The 19115-nt window shown below is 63.7% G+C and carries 18 protein-coding genes and 1 pseudogene; 10 read left to right on the top strand and 9 right to left on the bottom strand.

The genetic code is table 11. The features are described 5' to 3' along the window. The first annotated feature begins 8 nt into the window (after positions 1–8). Genes nuoI through nuoN form a run of 6 tightly spaced genes read left to right on the top strand, consistent with a single transcriptional unit; the run spans position 9 to position 6262 of the window. Positions 9–557, top strand: coding sequence for an NADH-quinone oxidoreductase subunit NuoI (gene nuoI / locus IB234_RS15710; RefSeq protein ID WP_192319519.1), 549 nt, complete (start codon positions 9–11; stop codon positions 555–557). Between the two features lie 10 nt (positions 558–567). Further along, a complete protein-coding gene (nuoJ, locus tag IB234_RS15705) occupies positions 568–1077 on the top strand; it encodes an NADH-quinone oxidoreductase subunit J (RefSeq protein ID WP_192319516.1) in 510 nt (169 codons plus the stop codon). Then, entirely contained in the window at positions 1074–1382 is a 309-nt protein-coding gene (nuoK, locus tag IB234_RS15700) for an NADH-quinone oxidoreductase subunit NuoK (protein WP_192319514.1), read from the top strand. The genes nuoJ and nuoK overlap by 4 nt, the downstream gene beginning before the upstream one ends. Continuing rightward, positions 1379–3229 (top strand): NADH-quinone oxidoreductase subunit L, encoded by a 1851-nt coding sequence (gene nuoL / locus IB234_RS15695; protein WP_192319512.1) that lies wholly within the window; start codon positions 1379–1381, stop codon positions 3227–3229. Before nuoK ends, nuoL begins: the two co-directional genes overlap by 4 nt. Before the next feature lie 15 nt (positions 3230–3244). Then, positions 3245–4774 (top strand): NADH-quinone oxidoreductase subunit M, encoded by a 1530-nt coding sequence (gene nuoM / locus IB234_RS15690; protein ID WP_192319510.1) that lies wholly within the window; start codon positions 3245–3247, stop codon positions 4772–4774. 9 nt (positions 4775–4783) lie between these two features. Further along, entirely contained in the window at positions 4784–6262 is a 1479-nt protein-coding gene (nuoN, locus tag IB234_RS15685; protein ID WP_192319508.1) for an NADH-quinone oxidoreductase subunit NuoN, read from the top strand. A 54-nt stretch (positions 6263–6316) separates the two neighbouring features. On the opposite strand, the gene IB234_RS15680 is transcribed toward nuoN, so the two are convergent. The 4 genes and pseudogenes from IB234_RS15680 to IB234_RS15670 form a co-directional block, all read right to left on the bottom strand. Beyond that, positions 6317–7378 carry an AI-2E family transporter gene (locus IB234_RS15680; protein ID WP_192319506.1) on the bottom strand — a complete coding sequence of 354 codons (1062 nt, stop codon included), beginning with the start codon at positions 7376–7378 and terminating at the stop codon, positions 6317–6319. Between the two features lie 122 nt (positions 7379–7500). Further along, a complete protein-coding gene (locus tag IB234_RS24435) occupies positions 7501–8205 on the bottom strand; it encodes a methyl-accepting chemotaxis protein (protein ID WP_412547926.1) in 705 nt (234 codons plus the stop codon). 201 nt (positions 8206–8406) lie between these two features. Next, positions 8407–9183 (bottom strand): annotated as a pseudogene (locus IB234_RS24430) (cache domain-containing protein); the annotation flags it as partial. 98 nt (positions 9184–9281) lie between these two features. Then, entirely contained in the window at positions 9282–10601 is a 1320-nt protein-coding gene (locus IB234_RS15670) for a Na+/H+ antiporter family protein (RefSeq protein WP_192319504.1), read from the bottom strand. 255 nt (positions 10602–10856) lie between these two features. Here IB234_RS15670 and IB234_RS15665 point away from each other — a divergent pair, with 255 nt between their 5' ends. After that, positions 10857–12998 carry a methyl-accepting chemotaxis protein gene (locus tag IB234_RS15665; RefSeq protein WP_192319502.1) on the top strand — a complete coding sequence of 714 codons (2142 nt, stop codon included), beginning with the start codon at positions 10857–10859 and terminating at the stop codon, positions 12996–12998. Positions 12999–13136: 138 nt separating this feature from the next. Next, a complete protein-coding gene (locus IB234_RS15660) occupies positions 13137–13733 on the top strand; it encodes an NADPH-dependent FMN reductase (RefSeq protein ID WP_192319500.1) in 597 nt (198 codons plus the stop codon). Here the strand turns inward: IB234_RS15660 and IB234_RS15655 are convergent, their stop codons facing one another. From IB234_RS15655 to IB234_RS15640, 4 genes are read right to left on the bottom strand one after another with little or no spacing between them, the layout of a single operon-like run. After that, positions 13734–15050, bottom strand: coding sequence for a sensor histidine kinase (locus tag IB234_RS15655; protein WP_192319498.1), 1317 nt, complete (start codon positions 15048–15050; stop codon positions 13734–13736). Then, complete coding sequence (locus IB234_RS15650) at positions 15047–15715, bottom strand: response regulator transcription factor (RefSeq protein ID WP_192319496.1); 669 nt, start codon at positions 15713–15715, stop codon at positions 15047–15049. Before IB234_RS15650 ends, IB234_RS15655 begins: the two co-directional genes overlap by 4 nt. Next, positions 15715–16029: a PepSY domain-containing protein gene (locus IB234_RS15645; protein ID WP_192319493.1), complete on the bottom strand. Its 315-nt coding sequence runs from the start codon at positions 16027–16029 to the stop codon at positions 15715–15717. Before IB234_RS15645 ends, IB234_RS15650 begins: the two co-directional genes overlap by 1 nt. Then, positions 16029–16337 carry a PepSY domain-containing protein gene (locus IB234_RS15640; protein WP_192319491.1) on the bottom strand — a complete coding sequence of 103 codons (309 nt, stop codon included), beginning with the start codon at positions 16335–16337 and terminating at the stop codon, positions 16029–16031. Before IB234_RS15640 ends, IB234_RS15645 begins: the two co-directional genes overlap by 1 nt. A gap of 182 nt (positions 16338–16519) precedes the next feature. Here IB234_RS15640 and IB234_RS15635 point away from each other — a divergent pair, with 182 nt between their 5' ends. Together IB234_RS15635 and queD are read left to right on the top strand one after the other, a co-directional pair. Further along, positions 16520–17599, top strand: coding sequence for a patatin-like phospholipase family protein (locus IB234_RS15635; RefSeq protein WP_192319489.1), 1080 nt, complete (start codon positions 16520–16522; stop codon positions 17597–17599). Between the two features lie 256 nt (positions 17600–17855). After that, positions 17856–18212 carry a 6-carboxytetrahydropterin synthase QueD gene (gene queD, locus IB234_RS15630; RefSeq protein WP_192319487.1) on the top strand — a complete coding sequence of 119 codons (357 nt, stop codon included), beginning with the start codon at positions 17856–17858 and terminating at the stop codon, positions 18210–18212. A gap of 18 nt (positions 18213–18230) precedes the next feature. Here the strand turns inward: queD and queF are convergent, their stop codons facing one another. Further along, a complete protein-coding gene (gene queF, locus IB234_RS15625) occupies positions 18231–19058 on the bottom strand; it encodes an NADPH-dependent 7-cyano-7-deazaguanine reductase QueF (RefSeq protein WP_192319485.1) in 828 nt (275 codons plus the stop codon). Positions 19059–19115: the final 57 nt, after the last annotated feature.

Below are 19115 nucleotides of genomic sequence, written 5' to 3'. Positions count from 1 at the left end.
AACCCGCAATGCTCAAGTACATATGGGACGTGGTGGTTGGCACCGGTACCCAACTGCGCAGCCTGGTCATGGTCTTCGGCCACGGCTTCCGCAAGCGCGACACCCTGCAATACCCGGAAGAACCGGTTTACCTGCCGCCGCGCTACCGTGGCCGCATCGTCCTGACCCGCGATCCCGACGGCGAGGAGCGCTGCGTAGCGTGCAACCTGTGCGCCGTGGCCTGCCCGGTCGGTTGCATCTCTCTGCAGAAGGCCGAGACCGACGATGGTCGCTGGTACCCGGAGTTCTTCCGCATCAACTTCTCGCGCTGCATCTTCTGCGGCCTGTGCGAAGAAGCCTGCCCGACCACCGCGATCCAGCTCACCCCGGACTTCGAGATGGGTGAGTTCAAGCGTCAGGATCTGGTGTACGAGAAGGAAGACCTGCTGATCAGCGGCCCCGGCAAGAACCCGGACTACAACTTCTACCGCGTCGCCGGCATGGCCATCGCCGGCAAGCCGAAAGGCGCTGCGCAGAACGAGGCCGAACCGATCAACGTCAAAGGCCTGCTGCCCTAAGGAGAGGATGATGGAGTTTGCTTTCTACCTCGCCGCGGGCGTTGCCGTGGCTTCTACAGTGATGGTCATTACCGGGACCAACCCGGTGCATGCCCTGCTCAACCTGATCGTCTCGCTGCTGGCCGTGGCCTCGACCTTCTTCGCTCTGGGTGCGCCATTCGCCGGCGCCCTCGAGATCATCGTCTACGCCGGCGCCATCATGGTGCTGTTCGTCTTCGTGGTGATGATGCTCAACCTCGGCCCAGCTGCTTCCGAGCAGGAAAAACAATGGCTGAAACCCGGCATCTGGACCGGTCCCGCCATTCTCTCCCTGCTGCTGCTGGGTCAGTTGCTGTACGCCCTGTTCGCCAGCCCGAGCGGCGCCGCCATCGGTCTTGAGACCGTGGACGCCAAGGCCGTTGGCATCAGCCTGTTCGGCCCCTACCTGCTGGTAGTCGAGCTGGCCTCCATGCTGCTGCTCGCCGCCCTGGTCGCCGCCTACCACCTGGGCCGCCACGAAGCCAAGGAGCCGACCGTATGAATGCCGTTCCTCTGGAACACGGCCTGGCCCTCGCCGCCGTGCTGTTCAGCCTGGGTCTGATCGGCCTGATGGTGCGCCGCAACATCCTCTTCGTGCTGATGAGCCTGGAAGTGATGATGAACGCCACCGCCCTCGCCTTCGTCGTCGCCGGCAGCCGCTGGGTGCAGCCCGACGGCCAGGTGATGTTCATTCTGGTGATCACCCTGGCAGCCGCCGAGGCCAGCATCGGCCTGGCGATCCTGCTGCAGCTGTATCGCCGCTTCAACACCCTCGATGTCGACGCTGCTAGCGAGATGCGCGGATGAACCTTCTATTCCTCACCCTCCTCTTCCCGCTGCTCGGCTGGTTCCTGCTGGCCTTCTCCCGCGGACGCATCTCGGAAAACACCGCTGCCGTGATCGGCGTCGGCTCGGTCGGCCTGGCCGCGCTGAGCGCCGCCTGGGCCGTTTTCCAGTTCCTCAGCACCCCTCCGGCCGGCGGCGTCTACACCCAGACGCTGTGGCAATGGATGAACGTTGAAGGCCTGGCGCCGAGCTTCACCCTGCACCTGGATGGCCTGTCGGCCACCATGCTCGGCGTGGTCACCGGTGTCGGCTTCCTGATCCACCTGTTCGCCAGCTGGTACATGCGTGGTGAAGAGGGCTACTCGCGTTTCTTCGCCTACACCAACCTGTTCATCTTCAGCATGTTGCTGCTGGTTCTCGGCGACAACCTGCTGGTGCTGTTCTTCGGCTGGGAAGGCGTGGGTCTGTGCTCGTACCTGCTGATCGGCTTCTACTACAAGCACGTGCCCAACGGTAACGCTGCGCTCAAGGCGTTCATCGTCACCCGTATCGGTGACGTGTTCCTGATGATCGGTCTGTTCCTGCTGTTCCTCAACCTCGGCACCCTGAACATCCAGGAGCTGATGGTGCTGGCACCGCAGAAGTACGTGGCCGGTGATACCTGGCTGTGGGTCGCCACCCTGATGCTGCTCGGCGGCGCCGTGGGCAAATCTGCCCAGCTGCCGCTGCAGACCTGGTTGGCCGACGCGATGGCAGGCCCGACTCCGGTCTCCGCGCTGATCCACGCCGCCACCATGGTGACCGCGGGCGTGTACCTGATCGCCCGTACCCACGGCCTGTTCCTGCTGACCCCGGAGATTCTCGAGCTGGTCGGCATCGTCGGCGCCGTGACCCTGGTGCTGGCCGGCTTCGCCGCCCTGGTGCAGACCGACATCAAGCGTATCCTCGCCTACTCGACCATGAGCCAGATCGGCTACATGTTCCTCGCCCTCGGCGTACAGGCCTGGGACGCGGCGATCTTCCACCTGATGACTCACGCCTTCTTCAAAGCGCTACTGTTCCTCGCGTCCGGTGCGGTGATCCACGCCTGCCACCACGAGCAGAACATCTTCAAGATGGGCGGCCTGTGGAAGAAACTGCCGCTGGCCTACGCGAGCTTCATCGTCGGCGGCGCGGCCCTGGCGGCGCTGCCGCTTGTCACCGCGGGCTTCTACTCGAAGGACGAGATCCTCTGGGAAGCCTTCGCCAGCGGCCACAGCGAACTGCTGTACGCAGGTCTGGCCGGTGCCTTCCTGACCTCGATCTACACCTTCCGCCTGATCTTCATCGCCTTCCACGGCGAACAGAAGACCGAGGCCCATGCCGGCCACGGCATCGCCCACAACCTGCCGCTGGCCACCCTGATTGTGCTGTCGACCTTCGTCGGCGCGCTGATCACCCCGCCGCTGCACGGTGTGCTGCCGCAGAGCATCGGCCATGCCGGTGGTGAGGCCAAACACGGTCTGGAGATCGCCTCGGGCGCCATCGCCCTGGCCGGCATCCTCCTCGCCGCTCTGCTGTTCCTCGGCCAGCGCCGCTTCGCCAGCGCCGTTGCCGCCAGCGCGCCGGGCCGCTTCCTGTCGGCCTGGTGGTTCGCCGCCTGGGGCTTCGACTGGCTCTACGACAAGCTGTTCGTGCAGCCCTACCTGCTGATCTGCCGCCTGCTCGGTCGTGACCCGATCGACCAGAGCATCAGCCTGGTACCGCGCGTGGTGCGTAGTGGCAACGGCCTGCTGGCTCGTGCCCAGACCGGCCAGGTGCGCTGGTACGCCACCTCCATCGCCGGGGGCGCGGTGCTCGTGCTCGCCGTCCTCCTGTTTCTGAATTAAGGAAAATAGCCCGTCATGATCCTGCCCTGGCTAATCCTGATCCCCTTCATCGGCGGCCTGCTGTGCTGGCAGTGCGAGCGCTTCGGCAACACCCTGCCGCGCTGGATCGCCCTGCTGACCATGGGTCTGCTGTTCGGCCTCGGCCTGTGGCTGTGGGCCACGGCCGACTTCAGCCTGGCCCCGGCACCCGGCGCCGATCCGGTCTGGGCCGCTGAGTTCAAGGTCCAGTGGATCGAGCGTCTCGGCATCAGCATCCACCTCGGCCTCGACGGCCTGTCGATCCTGATGATCTGCCTCACCGGCCTGCTCGGCGTACTGTCCGTGCTGTGCTCGTGGAACGAGATCCAGAACCGCGTCGGCTTCTTCCACCTCAATCTGATGTGGATCCTCGGCGGTGTGGTCGGCGTATTCCTCGCCATCGACCTGTTCCTGTTCTTCTTCTTCTGGGAAACGATGCTGGTGCCGATGTACTTCCTCATCGCGCTCTGGGGTCATAGCGGCAGCAAGGGTCACTCGCGGATCAACGCCGCCACCAAGTTCTTCATCTTCACCCAGGCCAGCGGCCTGATCATGCTGGTGGCGATCCTCGCCCTGGTGCTGATCAACTACAACACCACCGGTGTGCTGACCTTCAACTACGCGGACCTGCTGAAGACCGACCTGCCAGCCGGTACCGAGTACCTGCTGATGCTCGGCTTCTTCGCCGCCTTCGCCGTGAAGTTCCCGGTGGTACCGGTGCACTCCTGGCTGCCGGATGCCCACGCCCAGGCGCCGACCGCCGGCTCCGTGGACCTCGCCGGTATCCTGCTGAAGACTGCCGCCTACGGCCTGATGCGCTTCGCCCTGCCGCTGTTCCCCAATGCCTCAGCCGAGTTCGCGCCGATCGCCATGTGGCTCGGCGTGTTCGCCATCGGCTACGGTGCCCTGCTGTCGTTCGCCCAGACCGACATCAAGCGCCTGGTGGCCTACTCCAGCGTCTCGCACATGGGCTTCGTGCTGATCGCCATCTACTCCGGCAGCCACATCGCCCTGCAGGGCGCAGTGGTGCAGATGATGGCCCACGGCCTGTCCGCCGCAGCACTGTTCATCCTCTGCGGCCAGCTCTACGAGCGCCTGCACACCCGCGACATGCGCGAGATGGGCGGCATCTGGGCGCGCCTGCCGTGGCTGCCTGCGGTGAGCCTGTTCTTCGCCGCCGCCGCCCTCGGTCTGCCGGGTACCGGCAACTTCGTTGGCGAATTCCTGATCCTGATCGGCAGCTTCCCGGCCGCTCCGTGGGTCGTGGTCCTGGCCGCCTGCGGCCTGGTGCTGGGTTCGGTCTACTCGCTAGCGATGATCCACCGCGCCTACTTCGGCCCGGCCAAGTCGGAAGCGCCGCTGGAAGCCCTCAAGTCCCGCGAGCTGTACATGGTGCTGGGCCTGGCCGTATTGCTGATCCTGCTCGGTGTCTACCCGCAACCGGTGCTCGACACCTCCGCTGCCAGCATGCACGGCGTGCAGCAGTGGTTCAGCGGTGCCTTCACTCAACTCGCCTCGGTCCGGTAATCAAGCGCTATGGAACTGACGACTCAACACTTCATCGCGCTGCTGCCGCTGCTGGTCACCTGCACCACCATCGTCGTGGTGATGCTGGCCATCGCCTGGAAGCGCAACCATGCCATGGCCTTCATCCTCTCGGTGCTGGGCCTAAACCTGGCCCTGCTGTCGGTGATTCCCGCCGTGGGCGTGACGCCGCTGCAGGTCACCCCGCTGCTGCTGATCGACAAGTTCGCCTGCTACTACATGGCGCTGGTGCTGGCCGCGACGCTAGCCTGTACCACCCTGGTCCACGCCTACCTGGGCGGCGAATCGGGCAAGCAGGGCTACCCGGGCAACCGTGAAGAGTTGTACCTGCTGATCCTGCTGTCCGCCGCTGGCGGCCTGGTGCTGGTCAGCGCGCAGCATCTGGCCGGCCTGTTCATCGGCCTGGAACTGCTGTCGGTACCGACCTACGGCATGATCGCCTACGCCTTCTTCAACAAGCGTTCGCTGGAAGCCGGCATCAAGTACATGGTGCTGTCTGCCGCCGGTAGCGCGTTCCTGCTGTTCGGCATGGCCCTGCTCTACGCCGAATCCGGCAGCCTGAGCTTCGCCGGCATCGGTGCCAAGCTGGCCGCCGACGGCCTGCCGAGCCTGATCGCCCAGGTCGGCTTCGGCATGATGCTGATCGGCCTGGCCTTCAAGCTGTCGCTGGTGCCATTCCACCTGTGGACTCCGGACGTCTACGAAGGCGCCCCGGCGCCGGTCGCTGCCTTCCTGGCCACCGCCAGCAAGGTGGCAGTGTTCGCCGTACTGCTGCGCCTGTACCAGATCTCGCCGGTCACCGCTGGCGGTTGGCTGAACGAGCTGCTGACCGTACTGGCCATCGCCTCGATCCTGTTCGGTAACCTGCTGGCGCTGCTGCAAAGCAACCTCAAGCGTCTGCTCGGCTACTCGTCGATCGCCCACTTCGGCTACCTGCTGATCGCACTGATCGCCAGCAAGGGCCTGGCCGTGGAAGCCATCGGCGTGTACCTGGCCACCTACGTGCTGACCAGCCTGGGCGCATTCGGCGTGATCACCCTGATGTCCACACCGTACAGCGGCCGCGACGCCGACGCCCTGTACGAGTACCGCGGTCTGTTCTGGCGCCGCCCGTACCTAACCGCTGTGCTGACCGTGATGATGCTGTCCCTGGCCGGCATCCCGCTGACCGCAGGCTTCATTGGCAAGTTCTACGTGGTCGCCGCCGGTGTGGAATCGCAGCAATGGCTGCTGCTGGGCACCATGATCCTGGGTAGCGCCATCGGCGTGTATTACTACCTGCGGGTGATGGTCACCATGTTCCTGGCCGAACCGAACCTCAAGCGCCACGACGCACCGTTCAACTGGGGCCAGCGTACCGGCGGCATCATGCTGCTGTTCGTCGCCCTGCTCGCCTTCGTACTCGGCGTGTACCCGCAACCATTGCTGGAACTGGTACAGAGCGCCAGCCTGGTGGCCGTGGCTCCCTGAACTGCAGCCGCATATGAAAGACCCGGCCGAGGCCGGGTTTTTTGTACGCGTGCATCAGGGCAATCGCGGCCCTTCGTTGCCGCTACGGTGCAGGTCCCAGCTGGCAATGAACAGCGCGGCGATCAGCGGGCCGATGACGAAGCCGTTGAGGCCGAACAGAGTCAGCCCGCCAAGCGTTGAGATCAGCACCAGATAGTCCGGCATGCGAGTGTCCTTGCCCACCAGAATTGGCCGCAGGATATTGTCCACCAGGCCGATCACCAGTACGCCGAACAGTATCAGCACCACGCCCTGGATGATCTCCCCACGCGCCAGCAGGTAGATCGCCACCGGGCCCCAGACCAACCCGCAGCCCACCGCCGGCAGCAACGACAGGAGAGCCATCAGAACGCCCCACAACAATGGGCTGCTGATGCCCAGCACCCAGAATATCAGCCCACCCAATGCGCCCTGCACCATCGCCACGGCAATATTGCCCTTCACCGTTGCCCGCACCACACGGGTGAACTTGATCTGCAAGCGCCGCTTCAACCTATCGGCCAGCGGTACCGTGTGGCGCACCGTCCGCACCAGCTCCGGGCCGTCGCGAAGGAAGAAGAACAACAGGTAGAGCATGACGAAGAAGCCGATCAGGAACTGGAAGGTGTTCTGACCGATATCGAATGCCTTGGTCGCAATGAACTGGCTGCCCTGCAACGCCCCTTGGGCAACTCTGTCGCGCAGGCCGTCGAAGTTGGCTAGCCCGAGGCGATCAAGCTGGCGCTGCAGGATCTGCGGCAGCATTTCCCTGGCCTGGGCGACGAAAGCACCAACATCAAGATCGCCAGACTCGATGCGCTGATACACCGCCGTGCCCTCGTTGACCAGCATCAGGGTGATGATGATTACCGGCAGCACCGCCACCAGTAGGCAGACGATCAGTGTGAGCAGCGCAGACAGATTGCCACGCCCGCCCAGGCGCAAGGCCAGGCGCCGCTGCAACGGACCAAACAGCACGGCCAGCACCACGGCCCAGAACACTGCGCCGTAGAACGGCAGGAGTATCCAACCAAACCCCAGGGTGACCAGCACCAATAGGGCGAGAAAAGCTTTCTGTTCCATACGGGTTGAATGCATCGGGCGCGCCCTGACAGGAGTGTTCCTGTTTAGTCCGCGAACCGAGCCGCTTGGTGCGGGCTATTTAGCACCGCGCGCGCATGAAAAAAGGCGCCGCAGCGCCTTTCTTCGACCCAAGAGTTTCAGGTACGGAACTGCCGAACCAGGCTGCCCAGCCGATCACCCAGATCGGACAGGCTGCGCGCAGTGGCAGCCCCATGGCGCGTTTCATCCGCCACACTGTCCACCGCCACGGCAATCTGGTGCACGCTTCGGTTGATCTCCTCGGCCACCGCAGTCTGCTCCTCGGCGGCGCTGGCAATCTGCGCGTTCATGGCGTTGATGGTACCGATCAGGCCGGCGATGGCATCTAGCGAGGCGCCGGCCTGGTTGGCTTGGGTGCTGGTGTCCTCGCCAGCGTCGCTGGAGCGGCGCATGGCGGTGACGGACGATTGAGTGCCCTGCTGCAGGCGGTCGATCATGCCCTGGATTTCCTGGGTGCTCTGCTGGGTACGGCTGGCAAGCGCGCGCACCTCGTCCGCAACCACCGCGAAGCCACGCCCGGCCTCGCCGGCCCGAGCCGCCTCGATGGCCGCGTTGAGCGCCAGCAGGTTGGTCTGCTCGGCGATGGAGCGGATCACGTCGAGCACGCTGACGATGGACTGTACGTCCTGCTGCAGGCTGTCCAGCGACTGGCCGCTACTACGAATATCGCCGACCAGCGCATGGATGCGGGTGATACTGCCGTCCACTACCTGTTTGGCAGCCTGGCCTTCACGATCGGTCTGCTGCGCGGCCTCGGCGGCGCCCTGGGCGCTCTTGGCCACTTCGTGGGCCGCGGCGGACATCTCGTTGATCGCGGTGGCCACCTGATCCGTCTCATGGCGCTGGCGCTCCATCGCCTGCTCGGAGCGCTGGGCCTGGGCCGCTACCTCGCCAACCAGGCCGGTGAGCTGGGTGGTCATTTCGGCGATCTGCCGCACCAGGCCGTGGATTTTCTCGACGAAGCGGTTGAACGAGCCGGCCAGTTGGCCCAGCTCATCATCGCCATTCACTGGCAGCCGCCGGGTCAGGTCACCCTCACCGGCGGCGATATCGTCCAGGTTGGCCTTGATCTGCTGCAGCGGGCGCACGAAGGCGTTGCTCAGAGCCAGACCGCTGATGCCAAAGATCACCAGCATCACGGCGGCGATCACCAGGATGCTGGTGAGTATGGTTTCGACGCGCTCGTCGATGGCCGCCTCGACCTCGGCCACCTGGGCCTCGACACCGTCCAGGTTGACCGCCGTGCCCAAGGCCAGATCCCACTTGGGCAGGTAGTAGCTATAGGCCAGCTTGGGCACCAGGATTTTCTCGTCGGTCGGCAGCGGCGAGCTGTATTCCACATAGTTGGAACCGTCCTTGGCTACCCGCACCAATTCGCGGTTGACGTAGACACCGTTGGGATCGCGGCGATCAGCCAGGCTCTTGCCGACATCCACCGGACTGTCGCCACGGAACAGCCGCACCACGCTCGAATCGTGGCCGAAGAAATAGCCGTCCTTGCCGTACTTGATCTTGGAGAGGATGGTGATGGCCTGCTCGCGGCTGGCCGTATCGCCCTGACTGGCGCCGTCATACAAGGTCTGCACCGAGCCAAGGGCGATCTGCATATAGCTCTTCAGCTCCTGGCGGCTCTCCTCGACCAACCGCTCGCGAGTCTGTGCCACTTCATCGACCGCCAGGTCGGTCAGGATCTTTGCTGCAGCGCCGCTCAGCACCAGAGCGAAAAGAATCACCGGCAACAGAGCCAGCAGCAGTACTTTGGTTTTCAGCGTCAGGCGCATGATCCCTATCCTTCTTGTTCTACACCGCATAAAGCGGAACGGGGTTGCCTGTGTATCGGCAACCCCGCTCTGAGCTGAAGCCTGCGAGCAGAGTCCTATTACAAAAGCATGGCAGCAGCCCAGCCAAACGCCAGCAGCGGCAGGTTGTAGTGCAGGAAGGTCGGTACCACGGTGTCCCAGATATGATCATGTTGGCCGTCGGCATTCAGGCCTGCGGTAGGCCCCAGCGTGGAGTCGGACACCGGCGAGCCGGCGTCGCCCAGCGCGCCGGCGGTACCGACGATGCAAACGATGGCCAGCGGGCTGAAACCGAGCTGCACGCACAGCGGCACGAATATGGCCGCGACGATAGGCACGCTGGAGAAGGACGAACCGATGCCAGTAGTCACCAACAAGCCGATCAGCAGCATCATCAACGCGCCGATGGCCTGGCTGTGGTCGATCCAGCCGGCTGCAGATCCAACCAGGCTGTCGATCTCACCCGTAGTGCGCATCACCTCGGCGAAACCGTCAGCGGCGATCATGATGAAGCCCATCATGGCCATCATCTTCATACCCTCGGTGAACAGGTCGTCCGATTCACGCCAGCGCACCACACCGGACAACGAGAAAATGACGAAGCCAACCAATGCACCGACGATCATCGAGTCCAACCACAGCTGCACGGCAAACGCAGCAGCAACCGCCACGCCAGCCACCAGCAGGCTGTAGGGGTTGTACTGCACGGCCACCTTCTCCACCTGCTCGATGCGCTCGATGTCGTAGTCGCGCTTGCCCCTATAGCTGAGGAACACCGCCACCAACAGGCCACAGAGCATGCCCAGCGCCGGCAGCAGCATGGCCATCGTGACGCTGACCCCGGCGGTGTCCACCCCGCCTTTACGCACGCTGGCGAGCAGGATCTCGTTCAGGTAGATGTTGCCGAAACCCACTGGCAGGAAGATGTAGGGCGTGATCAGGCCGAAGGTGATGACGCAGGCTACCAGCCGGCGATCCATGCGCAGCCGCGCCATCACGTACAGCAGCGGCGGAACCAGCAAGGGAATGAAGGCGATATGGATCGGCAGGATGTTCTGCGACGACACCGATACCACCAGCAGCAGACCGATCAGCAGCCAGCCGACCTGATTGCCGCCCTGCTCCTGTTGCCGGCCAACCAGCGCTAGCGCCCGGTCTGCCAGAGCATGAGCCAGGCCGGACTTCGAGATGGCCACGGCGAACGCGCCAAGCAGTGCGTAGGACAACGCCACGTTGGCGCCGCCACCCAGGCCCTTGTTGAAGGCCGCGAGGCTGGCCTGCAAGTCCAGTCCGCCGATCATGCCACCGGCCAGCGCACCGGCGATCAGCGCAATCACGACGTGCACCCGGCACAGGCTGAGAATCAGCATGATGCCGACGGCGGCGACCACTGCGTTCATAGACAGACTCCAGAAAATACGCAGACGGTGGGAATCGCCTGCAAAAAAGCGCCGAACTCTGCCCGAACGATCAGGATCTGTCAAAACACAAAGCGTGCAATATCCTGATCACTGCGTGCATAATTTTGCCTTGCATGTCTGGTTTATTGCTTCTGCTCCATGCCCAGTGGCTCGATATCGACGGAGAGCGGTCAAGACCGCCGCCCCTCTACCGATACAGAGTTCAGTCGTCTGCACGCTCAAGGACCCGCTCCCATGCTGTCGCGCCTGTCCATCCAGTTGAAGATCACCCTCCTCGCCGGCCTCTGCCTGTTGACCATCGTGACCCTGCTGATGGGAGCGGCGCTGTACCAATCCACCCACAGCGCCGTACTGGTCAAGCAATCCAGCGCCGAGATGCTGGAGGAGTCCGCCCGCCTACGCATGGCCGCCCGCGGCGAGTTGCAGAGCCTGCGCATCCAGCGCTACTTCATGGATGCCTACCAATACGGCAAGGGCTTCTCGCGCCAAGTGCTGTTCCTCAAGGACCAGGCCGAGAAACGCTTCCTCGACGCCTTCGACCTGCGCGAGGACCTGACCCGCCAGGTGCGCTCGGCGCTCGATGCCAACCCCAGCCTGCTTGGCCTCTACGTGGTGTTCGAGCCCAATGCACTGGACGGCAAGGACGAGCTATTCGTCGGCATGGACGAGCTCGGCGGCAACGACAAGGGACGCTTCTCCCTTTACTGGTCACAGAGCACGCCTGGCCAACTCGAGGTGGAAGCGATGAGCGAGGAGCTGTTGAGCGACACCAGCAGCGGCCCTAGCGGTGCCCCCTATAACGCCTGGTACACCTGCCCACGCGAGACCCGCCGCGCCTGCGTGCTGGACCCGTACTTCGACGAGGTCAACGACAAGCAGGTGCTGATGACCAGCATCGCCTTCCCGCTGGAACAGGACGGCAAGGTAATCGGCGTACTGGGCCTGGATATCAGCCTGGAAAGCTTGCAGCAACTGAGCCAGAAGGCCAGCAGTGAGCTGTACGATGGTCAGGCCCAGGTCAGTATCATCAGCGCTGCGGGCCTTCTCGCCGGCCACAGCCGCGATGCCGGCCAACTGGGGAAACCGTTGACCACAGCCTTCCCCAACCAGGGCGGCCAGATCAGCCAAATGCTCAGCGGCGGACAATCCCAGTTCCTCGAACTGGAGGGCAAGCTTCGGGTTTTCGAGCCGCTGCTGCCGATCCCCGAGGCCAAATCCTGGGGCGTACTGCTGGAAGTACCGAAGTCCATCCTGCTAGGGCCGGCGCTGGCACTGGAAAAACAGCTGGATGAGCGCCGTACCAGCGACACCTCCTTCTCGGTGGTGCTGGCTCTGATTGCTATCCTCGCCGGCATCGCCCTGATGTGGCTGACCGCTCTCGGCGTCACCCGCCCGATCCTCGGTGTTGCCAGCATGCTGAAGAACATCGCCAGCGGTGAAGGCGACCTGACTCGCCGCCTGGACTACGCCAAGCAGGACGAACTGGGCGAGCTGGCCAGCTGGTTCAACCGTTTCCTCGACAAATTGCAGCCGATCATCGCCGATGTGAAACGCTCGGTGCAGGACGCTCGCAGTACCGCAGACCAGTCCGCAGCGATTGCCAGCCAGACCAGCTCGGGCATGCAGCAGCAGTTCCGCGAAGTGGACCAGGTGGCCACGGCCTCCCAGGAGATGAGCGCCACTGCCCACGACGTGGCCAATAACGCCTCCCACGCCGCCGATGCCGCACGAGGTGCCGATGCCGCCGCACGTGAAGGCCTGGCGATGATCGACCGCACCACACTGTCCATCGAACAGTTGGCCAGCGAGCTCAACTCGGCCATGGCCGAAGTCGAAGCCCTGGCCAGCAGCAGCGAGCAAATCGGTTCGGTGCTGGAAGTGATCCGCGCCATCGCCGACCAGACCAACTTGCTGGCACTCAACGCAGCGATCGAAGCGGCCCGCGCTGGCGAGGCAGGTCGCGGCTTCGCCGTGGTCGCCGACGAGGTGCGCAACCTGGCCAAGCGTACCCAGGATTCGGTGGAGGAAATCCGTCAGGTGATCGAGAACCTGCAGAACGGCACCCGCGACGTGGTCGGCTCCATGCACAGCAGCCACAGACAGGCTCAGAGCAGCGTGCAGCTGGTCGAGCAGGCGGTAACTTCTCTACGCCGTATCGGCGACTCCGTCACCGTGATCAACGACATGAATCTGCAGATCGCCTCAGCCGCCGAAGAGCAGAGCGCGGTGGCCGAAGAGGTCAATCGTAACGTGGCGGCGATTCGCGACGTGACCGAGGCGCTGTCCGGCCAGGCCGATGAATCTGCGCGGGTCAGCCAGACACTCAACAGCCTGGCCAACCACCAGCAGGGCCTGATGGACCAGTTCCGCGTCTGAGCCCAAACTGCATGACCACGCCCGGCCTGCCGGGCGTTTTGCTTGGCGCCATCCGCCAGCCATCCTGGCGCTCGTTTACTTGCCCCGCCCTAGAGCGGCCGGTAGCCTGCGCGCAATCATTCTCAAGAGACTCTGCACATGCTCAATATCGCCCTGATCGCCGGCTCCAGCCGCAACGGTAGCCAATCCGCCAAGGTCGCCCGCTATCTGCGCCAGCGCCTGATCGAACTGGGCCTGACCCACAGCGAGCAGAGCAGCCTGATCGACCTCGGCGAACGCGCCCTGCCCCTGTGGCCGGCCGACGACAAGGGCCCCTGGGCCGAATACCAGCAACAACTGGCCGCCGCCGATGCGCTGGTAGTGATCGCCCCAGAATGGAACGGCATGGCCTGCCCGGCGGTGAAGAACTTCTTCCTCTATGCGAGCAAAGCCGAGCTGGCGCACAAGCCAGCGCTGCTGGTGGGTGTCTCATCGGGCATCGGTGGCACCTACCCCATCAGCGAGCTGCGCGCCTCGGGCTACAAGAACTGCCGCATCGGCTACCTGCCGGAACACCTGATCGTGCGCCATGTCGAGGCGGTGCTGAATGAAGGTGAAGCCGCCAGTGAAGATGATCTGCGCATCCGCAAGCGTGCCGATTACGCCCTGGACATCCTTGGCAAGTACGCCGAGGCATTGAAGCCGGTACGCGCAAGCATCGACCTGAGCAACCCGTCCTTCACCAACGGCATGTGATCAGCGCCGCTTGGGCAGGCGAATCTCCACCCGCAGCCCGCCCAGCGGGCTGTCGCCCAAACCCAGGGTGCCGCCCCAGGCATCGACGATATCGCGCACGATACCCAGCCCGAGGCCATGACCGGCCACCTGTTCGTCCAGGCGAGTGCCACGCCCCATGACCTCGTCGCGCCGTTCGGGCGCGATGCCTGGGCCGTCATCATCGACCCACAGGCGATAGCCGTCATCGTCCTTCGCCAGGCTCAGGCGTACCTCCGCATCGGCCCACTTGCAGGCGTTGTCCAACAGGTTGCCTAGCAGCTCCAGTAGATCCTCCCGGTCCCACGGCAGACACAGGCCGGGCTCGGCCTGCCACTCCAGCCTGAGGCCATGGCTGTGGATCATGCCAAGGGTGGAGAGCAGCCCGGGCAGCTCGGCAGCACAATCGAAGTGCGCACCAGGCAGCGCCTCGCCGGCCAGCCGCGCACGCCCCAGCTCGCGCTCCAGTCGCTGCTGGATCTGCGCCAATTGCTCACGCAGGGTCGCCTGCAACTCTGGCTGGTCGCGCAGATCATCACGCTCGCTCAGGCTGACCAGCACTGCCAGCGGCGTTTTGAGGGCATGGCCAAGATTGCCCAGCGCGTTGCGCGAACGCCTGAGCGTGTCTTCTGTGTGGCTAAGTAGGTGGTTGACCTGCCCCACCAGAGGCTCCAGTTCCTGCGGCACGCGGGTGTCGAGCTCGCTGCGCTGGCCCTGCTGCAACTGGGCGATCTGCCCGCGCACCCGCTCCAGCGGGCGCAATGCTGCGCGCACCGTATAACGCTGGGCCAGCAGGATCAGTAGCAGGGCCACACCACCCAGGCCGAGGCCCAGCCACTGCAAACGGCGAAAACTCTGCAGAATCGGTGTGTAGTCCTGCGCCACGCTAATGGTGAACGAATGGCCGAACCGCCGGTAATCGCCGCGATACACCAGCAGACGCTGCCCTCGCGGGCCGTCGCCCAAGCCATCCTGCAACCCTTCGGCAGGCGGATGCTGGAGATCACGGTCCCACAGAGAGCGGGAACGCCAGGTCTCTTCAGCGAAATCGATACGGAAATAGTGGCCGGAGAATGGCCGCTGGAAGGTCGGATCCAGACGACGCTCGTCCAGCTGTATGCCGTTCTGCCCACGAACGAGGGCGATCAATAAGGTCTGGGTTTCATCCTTCAGGTCGTCTTTCAGGTAGCTGCGCAGGCTGTGGTCGAACAGCCACAGGCTGCTCTGCGCCAGGATCAGCCCCACCAGGACCAGTACACCAGCCAGCCCCAGGCTGAGTCGCCGCTGAATCGACCTCAAGCATTCACCCCAGCGTAGCGGTAGCCCTGGCCACGCCGGGTTTCTATCACTTCGCGCCCCAGCTTGCCGCGCAGTCGGTTGACGTGAACCTCCAGTACATTCGAGTCGCGCTCGCTCTCGCCGTCGTACAGATGCTCGGCCAGGTGCCCCTTCGACAGGATCTGCCCCGGATGCAGCATGAAGTAGCGCAATAGACGGAACTCTGCGGAGGTCAGCTCAATCTCCTTGCCATCCCTACTAACACACTGCCGTCCTTCGTCCAACTGCAGGCCCGCAGCCTCCAGTTGCGGCTGGTTGGCTAACCCGTGAGAACGACGCAGTAGCGCCTGGATGCGCAGAGCGAGCTCTTCCGGGTGGAAAGGTTTGGTCAGGTAGTCGTCAGCACCCGCCTTGAGGCCGTCGATGCGTTCAGCCCAGGAGCCGCGTGCAGTGAGAATAAGCACCGGCGTGGCCAGGCCACCCGCCCGCCATTCGCGCAACACTTCGAGCCCCGGCTTACCCGGTAGGCCGAGGTCGAGAACGATCAGGTCATAGGGCTCGCTGGCCCCCTGGTAGACAGCATCGCGGCCATCCGCCAACCAGTCCACGGCATAGCCCTGGCGGGTTAGGCCGGCAATCAGCTCATCGGCCAGGGGCACATGGTCTTCCACCAACAACAGACGCATCAGTCCTCCACTTCATCCTTGAGGATGCGGCCATCGCGGGCATCCAGTTCCAGCTCGCGAACCGTGCCGTCAGAGGTCAATAGCTCGACCTCGTAGACCAGCACATCGTCATCGTCTTCCAGCTCAGCCTCCAGCAGCACGGCCCCGGGGTATCGCCCCAGGGCCTGCTCCATCAGTTTTTCCAGCGGCTGAATCACACCCTCGCGGCGTAACTTCAGCGCTTCGTCCTGATCCAGGTCGCGTGCCTGCGCATTGAGCGCAAGCACCGCCAAGACTAGGGCAACGATGCCGCTATAGCGTGCAACCAGTTTCATCAGTCATCTCGGTGTTCTTTCAGGATCTGGCCGTTGGTGGCGTCCAGTTCCAGGTCCCACTGCACGCCTTGGGCATCACGCACTTCGACCTGATAGATGTAGCGGCCATGTTCCTGCTCGAGTTCGGTATCCTCGACCTTACCGCCGGGGTACTTGGCCAGGGCTGCTGCGTTGAGCTTCTCGAAGCTCTGGATGGTACCGGCATCGCGCAGTTTCAGCGCCTCGTCCGGTCCCAGGTCACGGGCCTGAGCAACGCCAGCGGTGGCGGCTAGAGCGGCGATGGCAAAAAGGCTGGTCAGCTTGTTCATGGTGTTCTCCTCGGGGGTGTCTGTTTGTCTACGGTGCCCAAGATATCCAAGCCGACTTAATTCAAGCTGAATTCTCACGATGTCGGCTGCAGCTCACAACTGTCACGTCATTCACGTCCTGAAGCCGCTTGGCCTGCGGGACCACGCCACTATAATCGCCGGCTTGCAGCGAGGAACCGAGCATGACCGCCATCCATATCAAATCCCCCGCGCTCAGCATCCGCGCCGGCAAGCGAGCACTGGCGCGCATCCGAGAACAGGGCCTGAAACCAGCAGACGTCGGCATACTGCCAGGCGCGGCTGGAGGCCCGAAAGGCCTGGGCATCCAGGGACTGGATCTGGCGCTGTTCGGTGACTGGCTGCCACGCGCTCCACGCGAGCGCACCCTGATCGGTGCGTCCATCGGCTCCTGGCGCTTCGCCAGTGCCTGCCTGCCCGATGCCTGCACCGGCATCAAACGGCTCGGTGAACTGTATACCAGCCAGCGTTTCGCCAAGGGCGTGACCATGGCTGAGGTGTCCCGTAGCTGTGTGCAACTGCTCGACGATCTGCTCGAAGGTCAGGACGCTACCGTTCTGAATAACCCTCTTTATCGATTGAACATCGTGGTAGTGCGCAGCCACGGCCTCCTCCAGCACGACCATCGCGGCAAGCTGGGCCTGGGGCTCTCCTCGGTAATCGGCAACAACTTGCTGAGCCGCAGCCGCCTCGGTCGCCACTTCGACCGCGTCATCCTGCACGACGCCCGTCTCGCACCGCCATTGGCTGCACTTAACGATTTCCGCTCATATTTCCATACCCTGGCCGAGGGCAACCTGCGCCACGCGTTGCTCGCCTCCGGTTCGATTCCCATGGTAATGGAAGCGATTCGCGAGATTCCCGGCCTGGAGCCGGGCGCCTATCGCGATGGTGGCTTGCTCGACTACCACCTGGATCTGCCCTATCTGAGCGATGGCGTGGTGCTGTATCCGCACTTCACCGACCGAGTGGTTCCCGGCTGGTTCGACAAGAGCCTGCCTTGGCGGCGTGGTGACAGCGAGCGCCTTCAGGACGTACTGCTGCTAGCCCCCTCCCGCGAATACCTCGCCGGCTTGCCCCATGGAAAGTTGCCGGATCGCACCGACTTCAAGCGTTACCTGGGTGACGATGCCGGGCGGGAGCGCTACTGGCGCAAGGCTATGGCCGAAAGCCAGCGCCTCGGAGACGAATTTCTCGCTCTGGTTGACGGAGGGAGAATGGCCGAACACCTCCAGCCGCTCTGACCGCCGGTTCTGTCCCGATGGTCAAAATACCCAGACTTTTCACATTCTCTTCACATATTCTGGCGTTCACTACTTGGGTGAACCCCATCACAACGGATTGCCCGACTTCGGTCGGGCTTTTCGTTTTCTGGGCTTTTTATTCCCATGCAGAGCGCTCGCTCACTGGCAGGTACAATGGCCGGCCAATTGGGAGCACCGCAAGCACCGTATCCGCGGTCCCAGGCCTCTCCTCCTATCCAGCTATGTGAAAACACCCGTGGAACTGTTCAAAGAATTTACCTTCGAGTCCGCTCATCTGCTTCCCAATGTCCCAGCCGGGCACAAATGCGGCCGACTGCACGGCCACTCGTTCCGGGTCGTCATTTACATCGAGGGTGAAGTAGATCCGCATACCGGCTGGATTCGAGACTTCGGCGAGATCAAAGCGATATTTCGCCCACTGTACGAGCGGCTAGACCACCACTACCTGAACGATATTCCCGGGTTGGAAAATCCGACCAGCGAGAATCTGGCCATGTGGATATGGCGGGAACTCAAACCCGCCCTGCCAGAGCTGTCGCGCATACGTGTACATGAAACCTGCACCAGCGGCTGCGAGTATCGGGGCGATTAACCGTTCCGGCGAGTCCGTTTACTGGCGCACCAGTCGGAGGTTGCCCGGCTTGATCGACTCGGTGCTGCGGTAAGGGTTGATGTCCAGCCCGCCGCGACGCACATAGCGCGCATAGACGGTCAGCTTCTCCGGCTTGAGCAGGCGCTGCAGGTCGAGGAATACCCGCTCCACGCACTGTTCGTGGAAATCCTGGTGCTGACGGAAGCTCACCACATAAGCCAGCAGGCTGGCGGCATCCAGCTGCGGAGCGCGGTAGTCGATTACCAGAGTGCCCCAGTCCGGCTGACCGGTGACCGGGCAGTTGGATTTCAGCAGGTGGCTGTAGAGGGTCTCTTCAACCACTTCATCGCCACGACGCAGCAGCTCCGGGCGCGGATGGGCGTAGTCGCTGACCGCAATCTCCAGCTCATCGACGCAACGTCCCGCCAGCGCGGCCACACCCTCGGCGGCCACCTCGTCCAGGCCACGCACACGCACCGCCACCGGCGCACCAGCGCAGGCCGACAGGTCGCGCGCCAGCACCGCCTCAACCTCGGCACGGTCGGCGTAGGCGGTCTGGTTCAGCGAGTTGAGGTAAAGCTTGAACGACTTGGACTCGATGATGTTCGGCGAGTCGGCCGCAATGGCGAACTCACCAATGGCCACCACCGGCTTGCCGCTCGGGGTCAGCCAGGACAGCTCGTAGCAGTTCCAGTAGTCCATGCCCTGATAGGGCAAGGTGCTGGCTGTCAGCCCCAGCTCGGCCCACTTGGTGGTGCGGGAGATGGGGAACAGCAGCTCGGGAGCGTACTGGGAAACGTATTCGCTGGACTTGCCCAACGGCGAGTGTTCGGCGGGATGCTGCATGAGGGCGGCCTGGAAAGCGGAAAAACGGCGGGCATTGTACCCCATGCCCGCCGCGCG

This window comes from Pseudomonas sp. PDM16 (assembly GCF_014851865.1).
Lineage (GTDB): Bacteria > Pseudomonadota > Gammaproteobacteria > Pseudomonadales > Pseudomonadaceae > Aquipseudomonas.
Note: the sequence above shows the minus strand (reverse complement) of the source record. Positions and strands in the feature narration are given on the sequence as shown.